This is a genomic window from Variovorax paradoxus B4 (assembly GCF_000463015.1).
In the GTDB taxonomy this organism is placed as follows: Bacteria; Pseudomonadota; Gammaproteobacteria; order Burkholderiales; family Burkholderiaceae_C; genus Variovorax; species Variovorax paradoxus_E.
The window spans coordinates 2,580,879-2,598,337 of record NC_022247.1 but is presented as its reverse complement, the minus strand read 5'-3'; the positions used below and the strand labels follow the sequence as shown (position 1 = coordinate 2,598,337).

At 65.2% G+C, this 17,459-nt stretch carries 19 protein-coding genes, 2 tRNA genes and 1 pseudogene; 10 read left to right on the top strand and 12 right to left on the bottom strand.

All coding sequences use genetic code 11. The features are described 5' to 3' along the window. Positions 1–50: 50 nt before the first annotated feature. The 7 genes from VAPA_RS12025 (at position 51) to VAPA_RS34475 (ending at position 4,380) form a co-directional block, all read left to right on the top strand. Entirely contained in the window at positions 51–1,730 is a 1,680-nt protein-coding gene (locus VAPA_RS12025) for an FAD-dependent oxidoreductase (RefSeq protein ID WP_021007047.1), read from the top strand. A gap of 113 nt (positions 1,731–1,843) precedes the next feature. Next, positions 1,844–2,548, top strand: a complete 705-nt coding sequence (locus VAPA_RS12020) for a glutathione binding-like protein (protein WP_021007046.1) — start codon at positions 1,844–1,846, stop codon at positions 2,546–2,548. Positions 2,549–2,583: 35 nt separating this feature from the next. Continuing rightward, positions 2,584–2,660: transfer RNA gene (locus VAPA_RS12015), tRNA-Pro, on the top strand. 392 nt (positions 2,661–3,052) lie between these two features. After that, a complete protein-coding gene (locus VAPA_RS12010; RefSeq protein ID WP_021007045.1) occupies positions 3,053–3,442 on the top strand; it encodes a hypothetical protein in 390 nt (129 codons plus the stop codon). 94 nt (positions 3,443–3,536) lie between these two features. Beyond that, positions 3,537–3,785, top strand: a complete 249-nt coding sequence (locus VAPA_RS12005; RefSeq protein ID WP_155248071.1) for a hypothetical protein — start codon at positions 3,537–3,539, stop codon at positions 3,783–3,785. Positions 3,786–3,962: 177 nt separating this feature from the next. Continuing rightward, positions 3,963–4,039: transfer RNA gene (locus VAPA_RS12000), tRNA-Arg, on the top strand. Between the two features lie 173 nt (positions 4,040–4,212). Then, the gene (locus VAPA_RS34475; RefSeq protein WP_021007043.1) at positions 4,213–4,380 is read left to right on the top strand and encodes a hypothetical protein; all 168 of its coding nucleotides are present in this window, start codon (positions 4,213–4,215) and stop codon (positions 4,378–4,380) included. On the opposite strand, the pseudogene VAPA_RS35615 reads toward VAPA_RS34475, so the two are convergent. Continuing rightward, positions 4,311–4,610, bottom strand: a pseudogene (locus tag VAPA_RS35615) (TOTE conflict system archaeo-eukaryotic primase domain-containing protein); the annotation flags it as partial. The gene VAPA_RS34475 and the pseudogene VAPA_RS35615 sit on opposite strands and share 70 nt — an antisense overlap. After that, complete coding sequence (locus tag VAPA_RS11995) at positions 4,594–5,145, bottom strand: hypothetical protein (protein ID WP_021007042.1); 552 nt, start codon at positions 5,143–5,145, stop codon at positions 4,594–4,596. The gene VAPA_RS11995 and the pseudogene VAPA_RS35615, both read right to left, overlap by 17 nt. Before the next feature lie 392 nt (positions 5,146–5,537). On the opposite strand from VAPA_RS11995, the gene VAPA_RS34470 reads away from it, so the two are divergent. Both VAPA_RS34470 and VAPA_RS11990 read left to right on the top strand, forming a co-directional pair. Then, entirely contained in the window at positions 5,538–5,903 is a 366-nt protein-coding gene (locus tag VAPA_RS34470; protein ID WP_155248070.1) for a hypothetical protein, read from the top strand. Positions 5,904–5,987: 84 nt separating this feature from the next. After that, positions 5,988–7,187: an IS4 family transposase gene (locus VAPA_RS11990; RefSeq protein WP_021005809.1), complete on the top strand. Its 1,200-nt coding sequence runs from the start codon at positions 5,988–5,990 to the stop codon at positions 7,185–7,187. Positions 7,188–7,428: 241 nt separating this feature from the next. Here the strand turns inward: VAPA_RS11990 and VAPA_RS11985 are convergent, their stop codons facing one another. The 3 genes from VAPA_RS11985 to VAPA_RS11975 all read right to left on the bottom strand — a co-directional run bounded on the left by VAPA_RS11985 (position 7,429) and on the right by VAPA_RS11975 (position 10,039). Then, positions 7,429–8,214, bottom strand: a complete 786-nt coding sequence (locus VAPA_RS11985; RefSeq protein WP_021007039.1) for a hypothetical protein — start codon at positions 8,212–8,214, stop codon at positions 7,429–7,431. Continuing rightward, positions 8,208–9,200, bottom strand: a complete 993-nt coding sequence (locus VAPA_RS11980) for a hypothetical protein (RefSeq protein WP_021007038.1) — start codon at positions 9,198–9,200, stop codon at positions 8,208–8,210. The genes VAPA_RS11985 and VAPA_RS11980 overlap by 7 nt, the downstream gene beginning before the upstream one ends. 308 nt (positions 9,201–9,508) lie before the next feature. Beyond that, complete coding sequence (locus VAPA_RS11975; RefSeq protein ID WP_021007037.1) at positions 9,509–10,039, bottom strand: cytochrome c domain-containing protein; 531 nt, start codon at positions 10,037–10,039, stop codon at positions 9,509–9,511. A gap of 297 nt (positions 10,040–10,336) precedes the next feature. On the opposite strand from VAPA_RS11975, the gene VAPA_RS11970 reads away from it, so the two are divergent. Beyond that, positions 10,337–10,615 (top strand): hypothetical protein, encoded by a 279-nt coding sequence (locus tag VAPA_RS11970; RefSeq protein ID WP_021007036.1) that lies wholly within the window; start codon positions 10,337–10,339, stop codon positions 10,613–10,615. 29 nt (positions 10,616–10,644) lie between these two features. Here VAPA_RS11970 and VAPA_RS11965 read toward each other — a convergent pair whose 3' ends face one another. From VAPA_RS11965 to VAPA_RS11935, 7 genes are read right to left on the bottom strand one after another with little or no spacing between them, the layout of a single operon-like run. Next, complete coding sequence (locus VAPA_RS11965; protein ID WP_021007035.1) at positions 10,645–11,583, bottom strand: cupin domain-containing protein; 939 nt, start codon at positions 11,581–11,583, stop codon at positions 10,645–10,647. Further along, positions 11,580–12,854, bottom strand: a complete 1,275-nt coding sequence (locus tag VAPA_RS11960; protein ID WP_021007034.1) for a hydantoinase/carbamoylase family amidase — start codon at positions 12,852–12,854, stop codon at positions 11,580–11,582. The genes VAPA_RS11965 and VAPA_RS11960 overlap by 4 nt, the downstream gene beginning before the upstream one ends. Beyond that, positions 12,854–13,735: an alpha/beta fold hydrolase gene (locus VAPA_RS11955; protein ID WP_021007033.1), complete on the bottom strand. Its 882-nt coding sequence runs from the start codon at positions 13,733–13,735 to the stop codon at positions 12,854–12,856. The genes VAPA_RS11960 and VAPA_RS11955 overlap by 1 nt, the downstream gene beginning before the upstream one ends. Before the next feature lie 9 nt (positions 13,736–13,744). Further along, a complete protein-coding gene (locus VAPA_RS11950; RefSeq protein WP_021007032.1) occupies positions 13,745–14,920 on the bottom strand; it encodes a pyridoxal phosphate-dependent aminotransferase in 1,176 nt (391 codons plus the stop codon). After that, positions 14,917–15,750 (bottom strand): SDR family oxidoreductase, encoded by an 834-nt coding sequence (locus VAPA_RS11945; protein WP_021007031.1) that lies wholly within the window; start codon positions 15,748–15,750, stop codon positions 14,917–14,919. Before VAPA_RS11945 ends, VAPA_RS11950 begins: the two co-directional genes overlap by 4 nt. Before the next feature lie 48 nt (positions 15,751–15,798). Then, a complete protein-coding gene (locus tag VAPA_RS11940) occupies positions 15,799–16,545 on the bottom strand; it encodes a GntR family transcriptional regulator (protein ID WP_021007030.1) in 747 nt (248 codons plus the stop codon). Positions 16,546–16,604: 59 nt separating this feature from the next. Then, a complete protein-coding gene (locus tag VAPA_RS11935) occupies positions 16,605–17,444 on the bottom strand; it encodes a TauD/TfdA dioxygenase family protein (RefSeq protein WP_021007029.1) in 840 nt (279 codons plus the stop codon). Positions 17,445–17,459 lie beyond the last annotated feature (15 nt).

The following is a 17,459-nucleotide window of genomic DNA, read 5'->3' as shown; positions in this document are numbered from 1 at the left end:
GCCCGCCTGGATGTCTAATGCGATGGGTCCGCGACATGGAGCTTTCTCAAATGGCCACAGCCGCAAGCAGCAATTTCGACAACCGCCTTCACCAGACCTTTCCCGTCCTGAGCGATACGGAAATCGCGCGCATCGCGCATTTCGGAACGGTACAGCGCTTCGAACGCGGGGAGAGGCTGTTCACCGCAGGCGAAACAAGCCCCGGCATGTTCGTTCTGCTCAAGGGCGTGGTGGCGGTCACGCAGCGCGACGGCCTCGGGCACGTGGTGCCCATCGTGCGCCAGGGCCCGGGCGAGTTCCTTGCCGAAGTGGGCCAGTTGAGCGGCCGCCCTGCCCTCGTCGACGGCCATGCCGAGGAAGAAGTGGAAGCGCTGATCGTGCCGCCCGCGCAATTGCGCGCGCTTCTGGTGGCGGAAGCCGACCTTGGCGAGCGCATCACCCGCGCATTGATCCTGCGGCGCGTGGCGCTGATCGAATCCGGGGCCAGCGGGCCGGTGCTGATCGGCCGGCCAGAGGCGCCGGACATGGCGCGGCTGGAGAACTTCCTGCGCCGCAACGGGCATCCCTACCACCTGGTCGATGCGGCCGAAGATCCCGGCGCCGCCGCGCTGCTCGAGCAGTACGGCACCTGCAAGCTGCTTGCCGTGTGCCCCGACGGCTCGGTGCTGGTCAACCCCGCCGAAGATGCGCTGGCCCGCTGCCTGGGCATGGTCGACACCGCGGAGCACAACGAACTGTTCGACGTGGCGGTGGTCGGCGCCGGCCCTGCCGGCCTCGCGACCGCGGTGTATGCGGCCTCCGAGGGCCTGCGCGTGATCGTGCTCGACTGCCGCGCGTTTGGCGGGCAGGCCGGCGCGAGTGCGCGCATCGAGAACTACCTCGGTTTTCCCACCGGCATCTCGGGGCAGGCGCTTGCGGGCCGGGCCTTCGTGCAGGCCCAGAAGTTCGGCGTGGAAATGCTGATTCCGGCCAAGGTCACGTCGCTGGACTGCACGCGCGACAACCCCATGGGCAGCCTGCGCATCGCCCTTGCCGACGGCCGCGCCATCAATGCACGCACGGTGGTGATTGCAAGCGGCGCACGCTACCGGCGGCCCGACGTGCCGAGGCTGTCCGAGTTCGAGGGCCGCGGCATCTGGTACTGGGCATCGGCCATCGAGGCCAAGCTCTGCGCGCAGCAGGAGGTTGCGCTCGTCGGCGGCGGCAACTCGGCAGGCCAAGCCGCGGTGTTCCTGTCGCGCCATGCGGCCAAGGTCAACGTGCTGGTGCGCGGCCCGTCGCTGGCAGCCAGCATGTCGCGCTACCTGATCGACCGCATCGAGGCCACGCCCAACATCGAACTGCACCCCCATACGCAGTTGGTGAAGCTCAACGGCGATTCCGGCGAAGGACTGACGGGTGCAAGGTGGCGCTGCCAGACCACGGGCAACGAACACGACTGCGCCGCACGCAACATCTTCCTCTTCGTTGGCGCCGAGCCCGAGACCAGCTGGCTCGAGGGCTGCGGCGTCTCGGTCGACAAGCATGGTTTCGTGCGGACGGGCGATGCGGCCAGCAGCGGCTTTCCGGCGCGGCCAGCCACTGCGCTGGAATCCAGCGTGCAGGGCGTCTTTGCCGTGGGCGACGTGCGCTCGGGTTCGGTCAAGCGCGTGGGCGGTGCCATCGGCGAAGGCGCTGCCGTGGTCGCGCTGATCCACCAGCACCTGTCGTCCACCTCGGCCGTTGCGTGAGCGTGCTGCCGCAAGGCAGCGAGCGTGCGTAATTCCCGGCGCTGCACGCGTCCGGATGGCCGCGTATATGCTGCCTCCCTCGCATCACAACCCCCAACATCGGAGCCCGCGACATGCCTGCATCGCCCATCGAGGTCTATTCCTGGCCCACGCCCAACGGCCACAAGATTCACATCATGCTGGAGGAGTGCGGCCTGCCGTACAACGCCCGTCCGATCAACATCGGCAAGGGCGACCAGTTCGCGCCCGAGTTCCTGCAGATCAGCTCCAACAACAAGATTCCCGCCATCACCGACCCGGACGGTCCGGACGGCAAGCCGATCTCGCTCTTCGAATCGGGCGCCATCCTCGTCTACCTGGCAGGCAAGACCGGCAAGCTGCTGCCCGGGACCGACCGCGAACGCTACGACGTTCTGCAGTGGCTCATGTTCCAGATGGGCGGTGTCGGCCCCATGCTCGGCCAGGCCCATCACTTCCGCATCTATGCCCCTGAAAAAATCAGCTACGCCATCGAGCGCTACAGCAACGAAGCCAAGCGCCTCTACGGCGTGATCGACAAGCAGTTGTCGAAAAACAAATTCATTGCCGGCAAGACCTATTCGATTGCCGACATCGCGATCTTTCCGTGGCTGCGCAGCTGGGAAAACCAGGGCATCACGCTCACCGACTACCCGCACCTGAAAGCCTGGTTCGACGGCATCGCCGCACGCCCCGCGGTTCAGCGCGGCGTGAAAGTGCTGGCCGACCTGCGCCAGCCGATCACCGGCGACAAGGAGCGCGAGATCCTTTTCGGCAAGACCCAATACGAGAAGCGCTGAGCACCCAGTTATTCGGGCTAGAATAGAAGGCTTGTCGGGGTGTAGCGCAGCCTGGTAGCGCATCTGGTTTGGGACCAGAGGGTCGAAGGTTCGAATCCTTTCGCCCCGACCAAAGAAAATTGAATGCCTGCAATGACTGACGTCGTTGCAGGCATTTTGTTTTGGGCTCCGGATTTCCAAAGACGGTAGCCACTTACAAGTGCAGTACATGCGCCATCGACCGTGCGGGCATAGTGATCCGGCACCGTCGTTAGCGTCTCGTCAACTCGCTTCCGACTCCTGATCCATGCCACTCCTCGGCACTTGCCGAGTGATCCATCGGAGCACAGATCGTGTCGTTTGGTGTTTCTGGGCAATTGGCATCGGAGAACCGGTCCCCGCAGGCGGGCCCGGAAAGAAATTCGGGACACGGGAAAGTAATACTTTTTTGTTATTTTCTCGTAACAACGATGGATCACTGGCCGCACGGCGGCGCGTTCCGGCAACGTCATGAAGGGGCCCATCATGCCCACCCGTCACATCATCTGCGTGTTGTTGTGCGCCGCGGCCATGCCCGCCGTTTCCGAGGAGCGGCTGTCAGCCGATGATCGGGTATTTCTCGGCAAGGCTGAAATCGAGAAGACCTTGATTGGCAGGGCCATCGTTTCAAGCAATCTTGCGACCGGAATGGTTTCGCGCTGGCAATTCCATGCGGACGGCCGCGTGGACTTTGTCAACCAAAGCGGCCCCGGCAGAGCGTCCGGCACATGGTTCCTCGATGCCGATGGCTTGATGTGCGTGACGATGGCCTTGAGAACCGGCTGCCGTTACTGGTTCAGAAAAGACGGCGCCATCGCGAATGCAAATACCAGGGAGCCGAATGCCCCGACGGTGGCCGAAATAAGGTTCGAATAGTGCCGCGAGCCTTGCCTCCTCAGCCGAAAACGATCCCAGGGGCGGATTCATCGCGTACAGTCGAAATTCAACATTCACTGACGCAGGCTTGTCCGTGCCCTACTACGAACTGAAGATTGGCAACCAGACCGGCCTGGTCCAGGTCACCCAGGACCTCGTCTCCTACACGGCTACCTTGTACTGGATGCCCAATCGCCGAGCCCCGCGTGCCACGGATGAGGTCAACTCCACCCCGCTGGCGCACCACCAGACCTTCGGCCAATCGGAAACCGAGGCGCTTGGGTTGCTCCGCGCGTGGGCCATCGAGAACTTCGATCCGGTCAGCGACTTCGTGCAGATCTGATCGCCTCCCGGCGCTCGGGCCTCAGACGTGGATGTGGGTAGAATCCGGCCTTCCCGGTCAAAAGCAGAGGCGACCAAGTCGTTGATCTGCCTGGTATGTCTCCCTGCCTGGGGGCCCGAGGGTCGAAGGTTCAAACCCTTTCGCGCCAACCCGGTTTTCTTCTGTCCGGCCCGGAATCTGCCCGTAGCTCAGTTGGATAGAGCACCTGCCTTCTAAGCAGGTTGTCGGGGGTTCGATCCCCTCCGGGCAGGCCATTTCTTTGCTCCACGTTCCTCCACAAAGAACCGCAAGCAGCCATTTCCCCTCTGTAGAAGCCAGCGTTTTGCTCCATGAGCAACCACGATGAACCGCTGAAATTCGTCGAATTTGGGGGAACAAACGGGGGAACGGGTACAGTTTCCGCTCCAGTCGCCGAAATTGTTCCCCCATGCTCACCGACACCGCCTGCAAGAAGACCCTCTGCCCTGCCGACAAGCTGCGGTTGCGCCTCGCGTCCGACAGCGGGACGAGCAGACGATTGCCGCAGTCTCCGCACTTGATGCGCGGCTTCTCGCACACCCCGGTGCGCCACTCATTCGCGCAAGCCGGCGCGTAGCCCGACTTGCCGGTGGTCTTGCTCTCCCATCGGACGGGAAACACATCGGTACGACCGCGGAAGAGCCGTCGGAAGATAGCGACCTTCTCGTCAGTGGACAGTCTCGATGGCTCGACGGGCGATGGGGACGGCTGCTGCCGCGTCCGCCATTCGATGCCGTGCGATTCGAGCAGCGCGATCAGCCGGCTGTTCTCCGCGCGCAGCTTGGTGAGTTCATCGCGGTCCGCCATCGAATCCACGCTCGGCCAACAGGTCGTCCATGTTGTCGCCAACGCCGTATCCCAGGTTGTGGCCGAGGCGTCGGACAGCGTCCAGGCGAGCCAACAATGCGGACCTGCGTCCTTCGGGCAAAGCGTCCATGACTTTCAACGCCTGCCCGAACATCCGCACCAGGGCGTTGAAGTAGCCTTCGTCCTGCACGCCGAGATCGTTGCTGAAGCCCACCGCCCGCTCGCAGAAGAACACCATCAGCTCGGCCAGGCTCTCCGGCTGGTCGACGGCCTTCTTGTAATCCGCGATGGCCCTCTTGGCCTTCGTGACCGAGGTGTCCTGGTTCTTAAACACGTCGGGCCACAGCCAGCGGTCGATGGTTGCCTTGTACGGTTTCAGCACATCGTCGCCGAGCCCGAAGCGCGCGTGCAGGAAGGCTTGGTTATCCTTGCTGGCGGCGTAGAGGTCCTGCACCAGGCCGATCAAGCCCGGGCGGTCGAAGTCGGCAAGCTTGTCCTTGACGTCGCTCCAACTCAGCGCTTTCCTCGTACCCATGCTCACGCATTCTCCGGCTTCAGCAGTTCCTTGGCGGCATCCTCCAGCGCCAGCACGCGGCCTCGTTCTGCACAAGCAAATGGCGGTAAAAATCGGCGTCAAGCCAGCAACGCCGGGTTGCCGTCAAGCATGTCGTCAGAAAGAAGCGCTGCATTCTTCGCCGATCACTTTTGGAAGAGTCTTGCTGCCACAAGAAGCCCATATCTTTCAAACAACTTAAAGGTTTCGAGAAGCACCATTGATGTCGTGCTCCCGAATATCGAAGCTCGATCGAGTCATTGATCGATACAAATAATATCCTGCCCCCTCCCCGCCCGACGAAATCCTCCACTGCTGTCTGTCTTTCTGTCCCGTCCTGGGCAACCTGGCCACGGCATGGGCCCGGCAACGCGATGGGCGGTCTCGCCGTCATCTTTGAATCGCATCCGCCGAACGGAAACACGAAAGCCCATGCCCTCCTCAACCAGTTCAGAGGCCAGGATTTCGCCGAGATCACCGGAGCGCGCGCGCTTCGACTGAGGCAGCAGTGCCCTCAGATTTCGGAGGCGCCGTCGTATCCGAGGGCGGGCGACATCGCCAGCGATCCGGTCAGCCTGGTCGTAGTGCGTCCTGACGGCTTCGCCCAGCTGCGTAAGAACGGCTGCACGGCCGCCACCTTTTTCCAAGTACGTTCGGAATGTCTTCTTCTTGCTTTTGTCCTCGGTGCCAGCGCACCAAGCCTTGAACAAAGCCATGTCTCCTCCTCAGTTTCTTTGTGAGTTCCGGTCAGACTAGAGCCAATACTGTTTAGATAAACAATTCTGTGCGACAATCCGATCCCGTCTCCACTACGGACGGAATCGATGGCACGAACAAGGAAGGCGCTACCGGCTCGAGTTGACACGGCGCACCTGATCAGCGCCGGGGTACTTGCGGCGGTGTGTCCGCGCCCGCTGATCGACGAGGTGCTGGCCGAGACGGGCAAGGCCAGCCAGCGCGAGCGGCTGCTGCCGGCTGCGGCGGTGGTGTACTACGTGATGGCGCTGGCTCTGTGGCGCGAGGCGCCGCTGGAGGAAGTGCTGCGCGTGGTGTGCGAGGGTCTGCACTGGCTGGGCGGCGGGCAGGCCGAGGCCGTGCAGGCCAGCAAGTCCGCGATCTCGCAGGCGCGCACCCGCCTGGGACCCGAAGTGATGCGTCGCCTGGCGCAGCGCGTGCTGCGCCCGCTGGCCGCGCCCGGCGCACCTGGGGCGTGGTATCGCGAGCAGCGCGTGATGGCGCTGGACGGCAGTTGCCTGGACGTGGCCGACGAGCAGGCCAATGCGCAGTTCTTCGGCTACCCCACGGCCGTGCGTGGGCAAAGCGCTTTCCCGCAAGCGCGCGTGCTCGGGCTGGTCGAATGCGGCACGCACGCCGTCGTGGCGGCGGACATCGCCTCGTACGCGCGCAGCGAGAAAGCGATGGCCGCCGAGGTGCTGCCCGACTGGTTGCACAAGGACATGCTGCTGCTGGCGGATCGGGGCTTTTACAGTTTCAAGCTGTGGCAATTGGCCGCGGGCAGCGGGGCTGCACTGCTGTGGCGCGTGAGCGCCACGATCAAGCTGCCAGCACAGCAGGTGCTGGCCGACGGTTCGTACCTGAGCACCGTCTACGACAGTGCCGACAGCGCTCGGCGTCACGGCACGACCGTGCGCGTCATTGAGTACGCGCTGCAGAACTCGGCCACCCCCACCAAAGACAGCTACCGATTGATCACCACCCTGCTCAACGCCGATCGAGCACCGGGCCTGGAGCTGGCAGCGCTGTACCACGAGCGCTGGGAAATCGAGGGTGTGTTCGATGAGTTCAAGACGCACTTGCGGGGCGCCAGCACGGTGCTGCGCAGCAAGACACCGGACCTGGTGCAGCAGGAGCTTTGGGGGCTGCTGCTGGCGCACTTCGCCGTGCGCCAGCTCATGGCGCAAGCGGCTTGGCAGCAGGAGCTCGATCCGGACCGCTTGAGCTTCATGCACGCCGTACGCGTGATCAAGCGAAAATTGCCGCAAGCAGCGGCCGTTCCCCCCTGAGCGCCTCGAAAGTTGGCGCGACGCGCTGCTCGCCGAGATCGCCCGCGGCCGCTGCGTGAGCAGCCGCGGGCGCTACAACCCGCGAGGGGTCAAGCGCAAGATGAGCAACTTCAAAGTGCGCCGTCGCGGCGCCGAGCTCCACCGCAGGCATGAGCCGACGCCGGCGTTGCGCGTGCTCCGTATCTGAACAGTATTGAGACTAGAGCTGCCCACCGACCCGCTCCGCTTGACTTCTCGTCCGTCATCCCGCCGCCTGCGCAGGCAGTTCAATTTCGTATGCTTGGGCGATACGGGCTACCAATTCGGCGACGGCGACGTTGCCGAGCTGCAGCGTTTTCGGGTCGATGGACGTGTCCGCAGCAACGGCAGCAAGGAATCGCGTCATGTCGGCGCTGATCTTTTCATCGACCGCGATGCGTGTGGCGGGCGCGAGCAGTTGTGAAAGGCGCAGAACATCGTTGAGGTGCTTGCGCACGTCCTTGGCGTCCACCTTGGCGCCCTGCTCTTTTCGCGCCGTGAGTTCCAGCCACGCGACGGCCTTGAGCGGGATCAGGCGGTCTTCGCCGACCCAGGGCAGGCCATCGACTTCGCGGCGCCCAGCCATGATGAATGCGTAGTAGATCTCGTCCAGCAAGATGGCAGACAAGCTGGAGACGGCTTCGTCGAGTGGTATCGGTGTCAGCTGACTGCCATCAGCCGGTTGCAATCCGTCGGGGGCTCTCGCGAACAGCTCGACCATCGCCGGGTAGCGAGCATCAGCGGGCTTCTGGAACCGATAGAAGATTGGTTTTCCGGTGTCGCTGGCCTGGCGGATTTCATAGCCACCGTCCCCGACGAATTTCCAGAAGGCCTCGCCAAATGCCGGGGTCAGCGCCTCCACATGCAGGACGATGTCCAGGTCTTTGGTGGCGCGGAATTCCAGCCCGGCCTCCTCCATCGTCAAGGTCGCGGCCGTGCCGCCAATCAGGACGTACTGGTCGACGTATGCCGCAAACCGCTCCCGGAAAATGTCCAAGCCTCTCACCATGGAAGTTGTCCTTTCAGTTCATCCAGTGCGAGCTGGATTCGGTCGTCGGCGTTCTCCTGCAGGCTGAGCGTCAGCGAGAGCGGGTCCACCGTGGTGGCGTCTGGCACCAACGCCGGGCTGTAACTCCACAGCTGCCATTCCTGGGCGCTCGCTTCAGGTTCAGGCAGCTCGCGAACGCCGGCATCCGTCGCAGCCTTCCAGTCAGCGGCGGTCAACGCAAACACCGGCCATTTCGGCTCGGTCAGCATGGAATAGCGCGCGAGCGCGCTCAGACCCGCGAGGCGGCTGGGCCGGTGTGCAACGATGCCATGGGCGGCCACCCAGACCGTACGCCTGACCGGCGTCCGCAGTGCGGGCTTCGCACGCTCCCAGACCTGCTCCGGCGGGAGTTCCATTCGCAGCCAGCGCGAGCGGCCGGTTGTGTATGCCGTAGCCAGCCCGGCCGCAGTCAGTTCCTTGACTGCGCGTGACAGTGTCATGGGCGTGTAGCCCAAGGCGACTGCGACCTTGGAGGGCTGCCAATCGGATTGCCACGGCTGGCGCAGCAAGGCGGTGATCAGCATGGCTTGCGCGGAAGGGCTCAGCACTTCCGTGGCCGGCGCGCGCTGCCGAAAATACTCGCGCAGGTCCAGCCCCAGGTCCGGCAGATAGAGTTGGTTGCCCGGCACGATAAACGGGACTTTTTGCTCGATCAAGCGTCGACGGTCGTAGGAGGCCAGTGCATCGGTGACGTAGACCGCCGGCTGACCGGCCAGGGCCTGAACCTTGTCCAGCCAGGTCCGGACTTCGCTGAGGGACTGCTTAGCCTCCGCGCGCCCTATCGCCAGGACAATGGGCTGCCCCAGCAGTTCGAGCTCGCTGAACTGGAAGGCATCGCGAAGGAAGTACGGCAGTTCGTTGGCACGCGCCCACGGCTTCACGGCTGGCGCTTCAATGCCCAGGACCTCATGGAGGTAGCGCAGAACGGCGGTCGCGAGGGTTGGCAAGGCTCATCCTGAATAACTTTAGTTCCGCACGATAACACATTCACTGTTATCGTGCAAACTGGCGTTATCATGGCGCTCTTGACTGTTCCCGGCCCCATGCCGAGCCGTCCGAGAAACCAGACATGATCGGAACGAGGACTCGCTATTCCCTCGCACAATTCCTGGACCAGCGGTTGCGCGTGGCAAACGTGCGACATGACGACAGGCCTCAGATTTTGTCGGTATTTTTGTAGGCACCCAGTGCCATCAGAACCGCCAGAAGCGAGCGCCCATGCGGTCTCTCGCCGAATATTCGATCCCCTCCGGGATCATCCGGGAAACTGCACCACCGGGCCGCCAGGCTTGGTACCCGGCGGAACAAAAGCGGGCGCCGGGTCACCGCCGCGGCCGAGCGAGCGGGTGTAGGCGTAGATGGCCTTCAAGTCCGCGTCGGTCATCGGGCGCACGTTGAACCATGGCATGGGCGGGCGCGGTGTCATGGTGCGTGCATGCTTCACCCATTGCTGCTTGCTCATGTCAGCCATGAGCAAGCGCAGATTGACCGGATATGTAGTGCCCCACGGGCCAGACCAGCCCAGGGCATCGCCAGTCAACCACAGCTTCTCATCGACCTCACCGTTCTTTGTGGCGTAACCGGGCGTGTGGCAATCGTTGCAGCCCGCGATCATCACCAGGTAGCGGCCGCGCTGAATCTCGCCCTTGTTCGCCTTCTGGCTGCTGCCTGTTTGCGCCCCTGCCAAGGCTGAGGACAGGAGGACGGTCAACACGGCGGCGGTGCGCGCGACGCGGCGAATCAGGTGAGCCGTCAGAGCGGCATGTGGACTCATGCGATTCTTCATTGGCTGGCTCCCAGGTTTGGCGTTCATGTCGAAGTGGACACGGCACCACGGTAGCGATCGGTTCTGAACCGCGCATGGGCGCTTTGACCCATTTCTGCCTAGGCGTTTTGTCATGGGTAGCGCAGCGGCGAATACAGACACAGACGTTCGGTGGCGTGGACCGCGCCGGTAACACCAAGGCCTATGCCGAACGTGGAATCGATAGGCTGCATCGACTGAGGTATCTTCCGAACCCGACCGGCGCGCCGATGAGGCGCGCCTGTGTCGCCCAATCCACCTCTGGTCGGGAGTCGTAACGTGGCGCATACGCTTTTCAAGCAGATCCTGACGACGCGGCTGCCAACGCGGTTCTACAGTCCGTCTGAAATAGATCAGCTCAAGGACCTGCGAGATGCCGGATACATCAAGGTGGCGTTCTCGCCGCAGCAAGGCGCGATGCCGCCCTTCGCAACGGTGCACGAGATCACGAATCTGGGACGCGCTGCCGCACGCTACTTCGGATCGACCTACGCGCCACTTCCCGAACTGCCTTCGGTCGCTTTCGTGCTTCCTTCCCAGCACAACCCGGCCGGTTGATCTTCCGACCCGGTATTGGCCGCGTTCGCCTACAGCACCGCCTCCAGAAACTCGAACCCCATCGTCCGCGCGTGATGGTGCAGCCCGCCGTCCTGAACGATCAGGAAGCGTGCACCCTTCAGGCCCGCGTTGTGATGCGAGTGCGGCGCGCCTGGCGGCGTGACGAGGGTCGCCCATGGCGCCCATGGGCAATGCACTCCGGCAACCATCGAATGGCATGCCTCGCCCTGCACCACCAGCGTGACGGCCGCGGAATTGTGGCGGTGCGATCGTTGATGCGTACACGGCTCCAGGGTGTTGAAGCTCAAGGTCAGCGTGGGCGTCAGGTTCCGCGCCGGCTCCTGCCGGTCGGACGAAAAAATCAGCGCACGACCCGAGGTCGCGTCGCTCGTGGCCATGGAAAAGATCAGCGCAAACTGTCGCTCGATCTCGTCGGCGGGATAGTGCACTGCATCGATGAGCGCGTTCGACGCCGCCGGCGGCTGCGATCCGTCGAAGGCCAGCTGCGGCTCGTTGCCCACGGTCCACAAGAGAGCGCCCGCGGAACCGGCGACGAGCCGGTGGTCCCGTGCCGCGGGCAACAAGAAGACGTCGCCCGCGCCAAATGCAAAGCCGTCGGCTGCGCCGACAAGCTCGCCGTTCCCTGAAATCACGTACCAGACCGAGCCGGTGGCGTGCACGTCGAGCGGCAGCGCCTCGCCGGGCGCAACGCGCATGTAGCGCGCGAGCATGAGCGGCGTGGTGGCCGCAAATCCGCAGCCCAGCGCATCGGACTGGTCGCAGCCGAACACGCCGAACGCATCTTCGCGCGGTGGCATGAAAAGCTGCGCGGGAACTTCGGGCAGCTTCACGTTGAATGCATTGCCGGAGTTGAAGAAACGCGCGCGGGCCTGCGCCGCGTTTGCGGGCACTGCGGGCCGCTGCGCCGGCAGGTCCGCCATGTCGGTGACCGGCTCGTTCGTCTTCAAGCGCCCTCCTCCCGAGCCGCATAAGGCAGCAACACGCGCAGCAGCACGTCCGCACCGGCCGCCACATGCGCCGGCTCGGCCCACTCGTGCTCCGCATGGCTCACGCCGCCGCGGCAGGGAATGAAGATCATCGCGCTCGGGCACAGCGCCGCCACGTGGCGCGCGTCGTGGCCCGCGGCGGAAAGAATGGGCATGTGTGGCTCGCCCAGCTGCTCCGCCGCGGCAGCAATGGCCGCCTGCAGCGCGGGATCGAAACCGTTGGATGGCGCATCGACCAGCCGGGTCGCAGTGGCCTTGCAAGGCGCGGCATGCATGCCGCACAGTGCAACCAGCCGTTGGCCCAGCAGGTCGAGCACCTCGTTGTCGGGATGGCGCAGATCGATGCGCAGCGTGACGCGCTCGGGCACCACCGAGGGCGCATTCGGCTCGACCTGGAGCCGCCCGATGGTGAACTTCACCGCGTCGTCATGGCCGCCGACCTCGCTGTACAGCGCCGCCGCGATGCGCGCGAAGGCGGCGAGCGCGTCGCGCCGGCCGGCCATGTCGAGCGTGCCGGCATGGCCTCTTTCGCCATCGATCACGACGTCGAATGTCTTCTTGCCCTGGATGCCGGTGACGACGCCGATCACCCGGCCTTCCGCCTCGAGCATGGGGCCCTGTTCGATGTGCGCTTCCACGTAGGCCTTCAATGGAAAACCGAGCGGCCTGCGCCGCAGCGACGGGAATGCGGCATGCAGGGCATCGAGTGCCTCGGCCACCGGGATGCCATCGGCATCGCGCGCCGCGCGCACGGCCTCCAGGGTGCGGACGCCGGCGAAAGCTTCGGAGCCCATCATCCCGGGCGCGAATCGCGAGCCCTCTTCGTTCATCCATGCCACGCAGACGATGTCCATCGGCGGGCGCACGCCCTGCTCCGCGAGCACGGTCAGCACCTCGAGCGCCGCGAGCACTCCGTACACACCGTCGAAGCGGCCGCCGCCGGGCTGGCTGTCGAGGTGGCTGCCCGCGAGCACCGGCGGTGCCTCTCGATCGAGGCCGGGCAGCGCGATGAAGAGATTGCCCGCCGCATCGGTCGCGGGCTCCAGCCCCGCCGCCCCGGCCCAGCCGATCATGACGTGCCAGGACTCGATCTCTTCCACGCTGAGCGCCTGCCGATCGACGCCGCCGCCGGCGGTGGCGCCACAACGCGCAAGCGCCATGAGCCGGTGCCAGAGACGGTCGGCATTGACGCCGCACGCGGCCGGTGCGCACTGCGACATTGCCTGCGCCATCAGTCGGTCTTCATGATCTGGCTGGGCAGCGCGCGCGGATCGCGCGGCTTCCACTGGCCGGCCTCGACCTGCGCGAAGAACTCCGCCAGCAAGGCATTGAACGCGGCCGGCTCTTCCAGGTTGAGCGTGTGGCCGGTCTTCGGCATCACGGCCAGGCCGCAGGCCGGAATGGTCTTCTTGAGGAAGATGCCGGGCTGCAGGCAATGGTCGTCCTCGTCGCCGACCACCACCAGCGAAGGCGCGCCCATCACGCGCAGTTCGGCCTCCAGGTCGTAGATCGACGGACGCCGTGCCTGCACGCCGCGCATGGTGTTGGCCGCCCCGACCGCGTCGTGCTGGCCGAGCCAGGTCGCAAATTCCTGCCAACCGCGCGGGTCCTTGTTCTGGAATTGCACGCGGCTTGCGCCCAGCGAATAGGTGCGTGCGAAACGCTCCGCGCCCTGCAGTTCGAACTGCTTCGCCACCTCCAGCGAGACGCCTCGGAAATATTCCTCGTGTTCCTTCTCGGCGCCGTAGCCCGCGCCGGCAATCACCAGCGAAGCCGCGCGCCCGCTGTGGCGCAGGCCGAAGTGCAGCGTCGCGAAGCCGCCCATCGACAGGCCGACGATGTGCGCGCGCGGCAGTTGCAGCGCGTCCATCACGGCGGCGATGTCGTCCGCGGCAATGGCCTGCGAGTAGCGTTCCATGTCCTTCGGCACATCCGATGGCGGATAGCCGCGCGCGCCGAAAGTCACGCATTGGTGGCGGCGCGCAAAGTAGCGCATCTGCGGCTCCCAGCTGCGATGGTCGCCGCCGAACTCGTGCACGAACACGATGGGCGTGCCGCTGCCGGCGGTTTCGTAGTACAGGCGGATACCGTCCGCGGTGGTGGCGAAACTCATGGTCGTTCCTCAGAAAAGCGCCGCGGTGGCGGGCAGGCTGCGCGCACGCTCCACGGCTTGCGGCAGCACGTCGCACAGGGCCTGCGCCCAGGCCTTGGGCACGGTGGTCGAGATCTTCACGAAGCGATGGCCGAAGCGCGGCGTGTGGTACGTGCCTTGGCGCACCATGATGTCGTGCTCGCCCAGCGCGGTCACCAGCGCCTCGGGCGTCACGCCTGCGCCGCTGCACTCGACCACGATGAAGTTGGCCTGCGACGGGAACACCGGCACCTCGAAGCCGGGCAGTTCTGCGAAGGCCTCGACGATCATTCGCTGGTTCTCGCGCTGCTGCGCAATGACCTCGGCCATCCACTGATCCTTCACGGCAAGGCCTGCGATGGCTGCGCGCTGCGCGAGCACGCTGGCGCCCAGCGGCGCCTGCGAGTGCGGCAGGATGCGCGCGAGCAATTCAGGCGACGCAACGAGCGCGCCCAGCCGCAGTCCGGCCAGGCCCAGCCACTTCGAGAAGCTCACGATGGTCACCGTGCCTTCGGGATAGAAGCGCGAAGCCAGCGTGTGGCTGTCGGCGAAGTCGCGGTAGGTGCAGTCGTGGATCAGCACGGCACCGACTTCTCGGGCACGCATTGCGAAGGCACGGATCTCGTCTTCGGTGTAGGTGGTGCCGAGCGGGTTGTTCGGATCCACCAGGTAGATCACCGCGGTGTTCTCGTCGGTCGATGCAGCGAGCGCGTCGGCCGAGAGCTTGAAGCCGTACTCGGGCCCGTAGATCGGAATTTCGGTGACCACCGAGCCGGCCTTGGCCGCAAACTGCAGCGGCCACTTCCAGCCGGGGTCGGTGGTGACGAAGCCCTTGCCTTCCTTGCAGAAAGCACGGCAGGCCAGCGCCAGCGCAGACACCGCGCCGTCGGTCACCACCGCCGATTGATCCGGCACGCCCAGGTCGGCCACGATGGCCGCGCGCAGCGCTTCCATGCCCAGCGGCGGTGCGTAGGCGTGAAAGCTCTCGTCGTCGATGGCGTCGTGCAGCGCCTTGCGGACGGCAGGATGCAGCGGAAAGTGGTTGGTGTTCTGGCCCAGCCACATCAGGTCCGGGTTGGTGAAGAGGCGGTCGAAGTACTGGTTGCGGGTTTCGGCGTCGCTGGTCACGGAAGGCACGGCCGCCACGGGGTTCAGCGCCGCATTCATGCCGCGATCCTGCGGGCCTGCTCGGCCTCGATGACCTTCTTGCTGGTCTTGATGATCGAGCCGCGCGCCGCAATGCCGCCGTCGATGGTCACCACCGTGCCGGTGATGTAGCCCGCGCGCGGCGAAGCCAGGAACACCATCAGTTCCGCGACCTCCTCGGGTGTGGCCGGCCGGCCGCCGGGGTAGTTGTCGAACAGCTCCTCCCAGCGGCCTTCGTCTCCGTGGGTGTCGAGCGCGCGGCGCTTCATGAGCTTGACCATGCGGTCGGTCGCCACCGGGCCGGGGTTCACGCCCACCACGCGGATGCCGTCGTCCAGGCTCACGCCGCCGAGCGCGCGGGTGAAGGCCATGACGGCCGCATTGCCGGTGGAGCCGGCGATGTAGTTGGCGTCCCAGTTCTCGCCGGAGTTGCCGATGTCGTTGACGATGACGCCGCCGCCCGCGGCCTTCATGCGGGCGTAGTAGATCTGGCTCAGCTCCATGTAGCCCAGCACCTTGAGCTGGAAGCCGCGCCGCACGGCCGCGAAGTCGAGCGACTCGATCGGGCCCGAGGGAATGTCGCCCGCATTGTTCACGAGGATGTCGACGTGGCCCGCCGCCTCGGCAAGCAGGTTCATGGCGCCGGCCGCCGCCAGATCCATCGGATGGACCTTCACGTTGATCGGATAGATCTTCTCGATCTCTTCCTTCGCGGCCGCGAGTGCGACGCCGTCGCGCGCCGCCAGGTGCAGGTGGCAGCCTTCGGCGGCGAATGCGTGCGCGGCCGCAAGGCCAATGCCCTTGGAGGCGCCGGTGATGAGAACGGTCTTGCCTTCGAGTTCGAGTTTCATGGATTCGGGTCCTGGGATGCGATCAGAGAAATTGGTTGGGAAAATGGATCAGCTCGCGCCGGCGTCCTGCTCGGACAGCGCCGCGATCAGGTCGACGATGTCGTCCTCGAGCAGGCTCACGTGATCGATGGCGGCGTTGAAAGCGGCCTTCGGGTCGTTGCGGCGGATCGCGTCGAGGATGGCGCCGTGCTCGCCGATGGTGGCCGTCATGCGGCCGGGCTGGAAGGTCACGTAGCGCCGGTAGACGCGCACGCGCTTTCTCAGTGCGCGCGTCTGCTCGGCCAGGTAGTGGGTGTTGGAGGCCTCGTACAGCGCGTCGTGGAAATCCTGGTTCACGTCGTAGAAGCGCGAGTGGTCGCCCGAGGCAAGAATGCTCGTGAGCTCGTCGTGCAGCGCGCCCATGCGCGCCTTCTGCGCCTCGGTGGCGCGGCGCGCCGCGAACTTGGCGCACAGGCCTTCCATCACCGCCATCATCTGGAACATCTCGATCAGCATCGGCAGCGAGATGCGCGCCACGCACACGCCGCCCTGGCGGCTGCGCAGGTCTACCAGGCCAGTGGCGGCCAGCGCCTTGAGCGCCTCGCGCACCGGCGTGCGCGACACCTTGAAGCGCTCCGACAGCTCGGCCTCGTCGAGCCGTGTTCCGGGCTTGAGCACGCCGCTCACGATCAAGTCTTCGAGCGTGTCCTTGAGCTCGTCGGACAGCGTGGCGCCGCCCTTCACGCGCTGCCGGTCGCGGCCGCGCAGCGCCGCGGGCTGGGGGGTATCGGATTCGTCGGGTTCCATGCTTCTCATGTCTTCTTTCTTGTGGTTGTCGTCGGGAGAGGCCGCCGGACCGCTTGCCATCGCCGGCTTCAGAAGGGACGGTCGCCGGCCACGGTGGTGCGGTGCATCACGCGGCGGTAGGCCGTGTCGTCGTAGGGTGTGGCACGGTGCATGGTGCAGCGGTTGTCCCAGATCAGCAGGTCGCCGGCGAGCCACTTGTGGCGATAGCTGAACTCGGGCGAGATGGCGTGGGCATTGAGCTCGGCCAGCAGCGCGGCGCTTTCCTCCGGCAGCAAGCCGTCGATCTGCTTGACCACGTCCTCGCCCACGTAGAGCGACAGGCGGCCCGTCTCGGGATGCGTGCGCACCAGCGGATGCACCACGTCGGGCGTGGCGGCAAGCTGCTCGGGCGTGAGCGGGTTGCGGTCTGCAAAGGCCTTGCCGTAGTAGTTGGCGTAGCTGTGCGTGGCAGTGAGGTGGCGGATGCGCGCCTTCATGTCGTCGTCGAGCGCGTCGTAGGCGGCGTGCATCGAGGCGAAGAAGGTGTCGCCCTCCACGGGCGGCACTTCAAGCGCGTAGAGCAGCGCGCCCATCGAGGGCTCGGCCTTGTACGAGAGGTCGGAATGCCAGTTCCAGCCTTCCTTGTGGTTGCCGATGGGCTTGCCGTTCTCCGACACGTTGGACAGCACGTACACCTCGGGATGCTCCTTCTTCAGGAACTGGGTGAGCACATGGCCCAGCAGCGGGCCGAAGCGGCGCGAGAACGCGACGTGCTGCGCCTCGTTGATGCGCTGACCGCGGAACAGCAGCAGCGAGCGCTGGTTGAGCGCATCGCGCAGCACGGCAAAGTCGCTGTCGCCCACCGGCTCGCGCAGGTCGATGCCCTTCACTTCGGTGCCGATGAATGAGGTGAGATTCTCGAGTTGCATGGGAAGAAAAGTGTC

Coding starts and splice junctions, on each gene's coding strand:
- VAPA_RS12025 (WP_021007047.1), top strand. CDS start 51: ATGGCCACAGCCGCAAGCAGCAATTTCGACAACCGCCTTCACCAGACC.
- VAPA_RS12020 (WP_021007046.1), top strand. CDS start 1,844: ATGCCTGCATCGCCCATCGAGGTCTATTCCTGGCCCACGCCCAACGGC.
- VAPA_RS12010 (WP_021007045.1), top strand. CDS start 3,053: ATGCCCACCCGTCACATCATCTGCGTGTTGTTGTGCGCCGCGGCCATG.
- VAPA_RS34475 (WP_021007043.1), top strand. CDS start 4,213: ATGCTCACCGACACCGCCTGCAAGAAGACCCTCTGCCCTGCCGACAAG.
- VAPA_RS11995 (WP_021007042.1), bottom strand. CDS start 5,145: ATGGGTACGAGGAAAGCGCTGAGTTGGAGCGACGTCAAGGACAAGCTT.
- VAPA_RS34470 (WP_155248070.1), top strand. CDS start 5,538: ATGGGCGGTCTCGCCGTCATCTTTGAATCGCATCCGCCGAACGGAAAC.
- VAPA_RS11990 (WP_021005809.1), top strand. CDS start 5,988: ATGGCACGAACAAGGAAGGCGCTACCGGCTCGAGTTGACACGGCGCAC.
- VAPA_RS11985 (WP_021007039.1), bottom strand. CDS start 8,214: ATGGTGAGAGGCTTGGACATTTTCCGGGAGCGGTTTGCGGCATACGTC.
- VAPA_RS11975 (WP_021007037.1), bottom strand. CDS start 10,039: ATGAAGAATCGCATGAGTCCACATGCCGCTCTGACGGCTCACCTGATT.
- VAPA_RS11960 (WP_021007034.1), bottom strand. CDS start 12,854: ATGGCGCAGGCAATGTCGCAGTGCGCACCGGCCGCGTGCGGCGTCAAT.
- VAPA_RS11955 (WP_021007033.1), bottom strand. CDS start 13,735: ATGAGTTTCGCCACCACCGCGGACGGTATCCGCCTGTACTACGAAACC.
- VAPA_RS11950 (WP_021007032.1), bottom strand. CDS start 14,920: ATGAATGCGGCGCTGAACCCCGTGGCGGCCGTGCCTTCCGTGACCAGC.
- VAPA_RS11945 (WP_021007031.1), bottom strand. CDS start 15,750: ATGAAACTCGAACTCGAAGGCAAGACCGTTCTCATCACCGGCGCCTCC.
- VAPA_RS11940 (WP_021007030.1), bottom strand. CDS start 16,545: ATGAGAAGCATGGAACCCGACGAATCCGATACCCCCCAGCCCGCGGCG.
- VAPA_RS11935 (WP_021007029.1), bottom strand. CDS start 17,444: ATGCAACTCGAGAATCTCACCTCATTCATCGGCACCGAAGTGAAGGGC.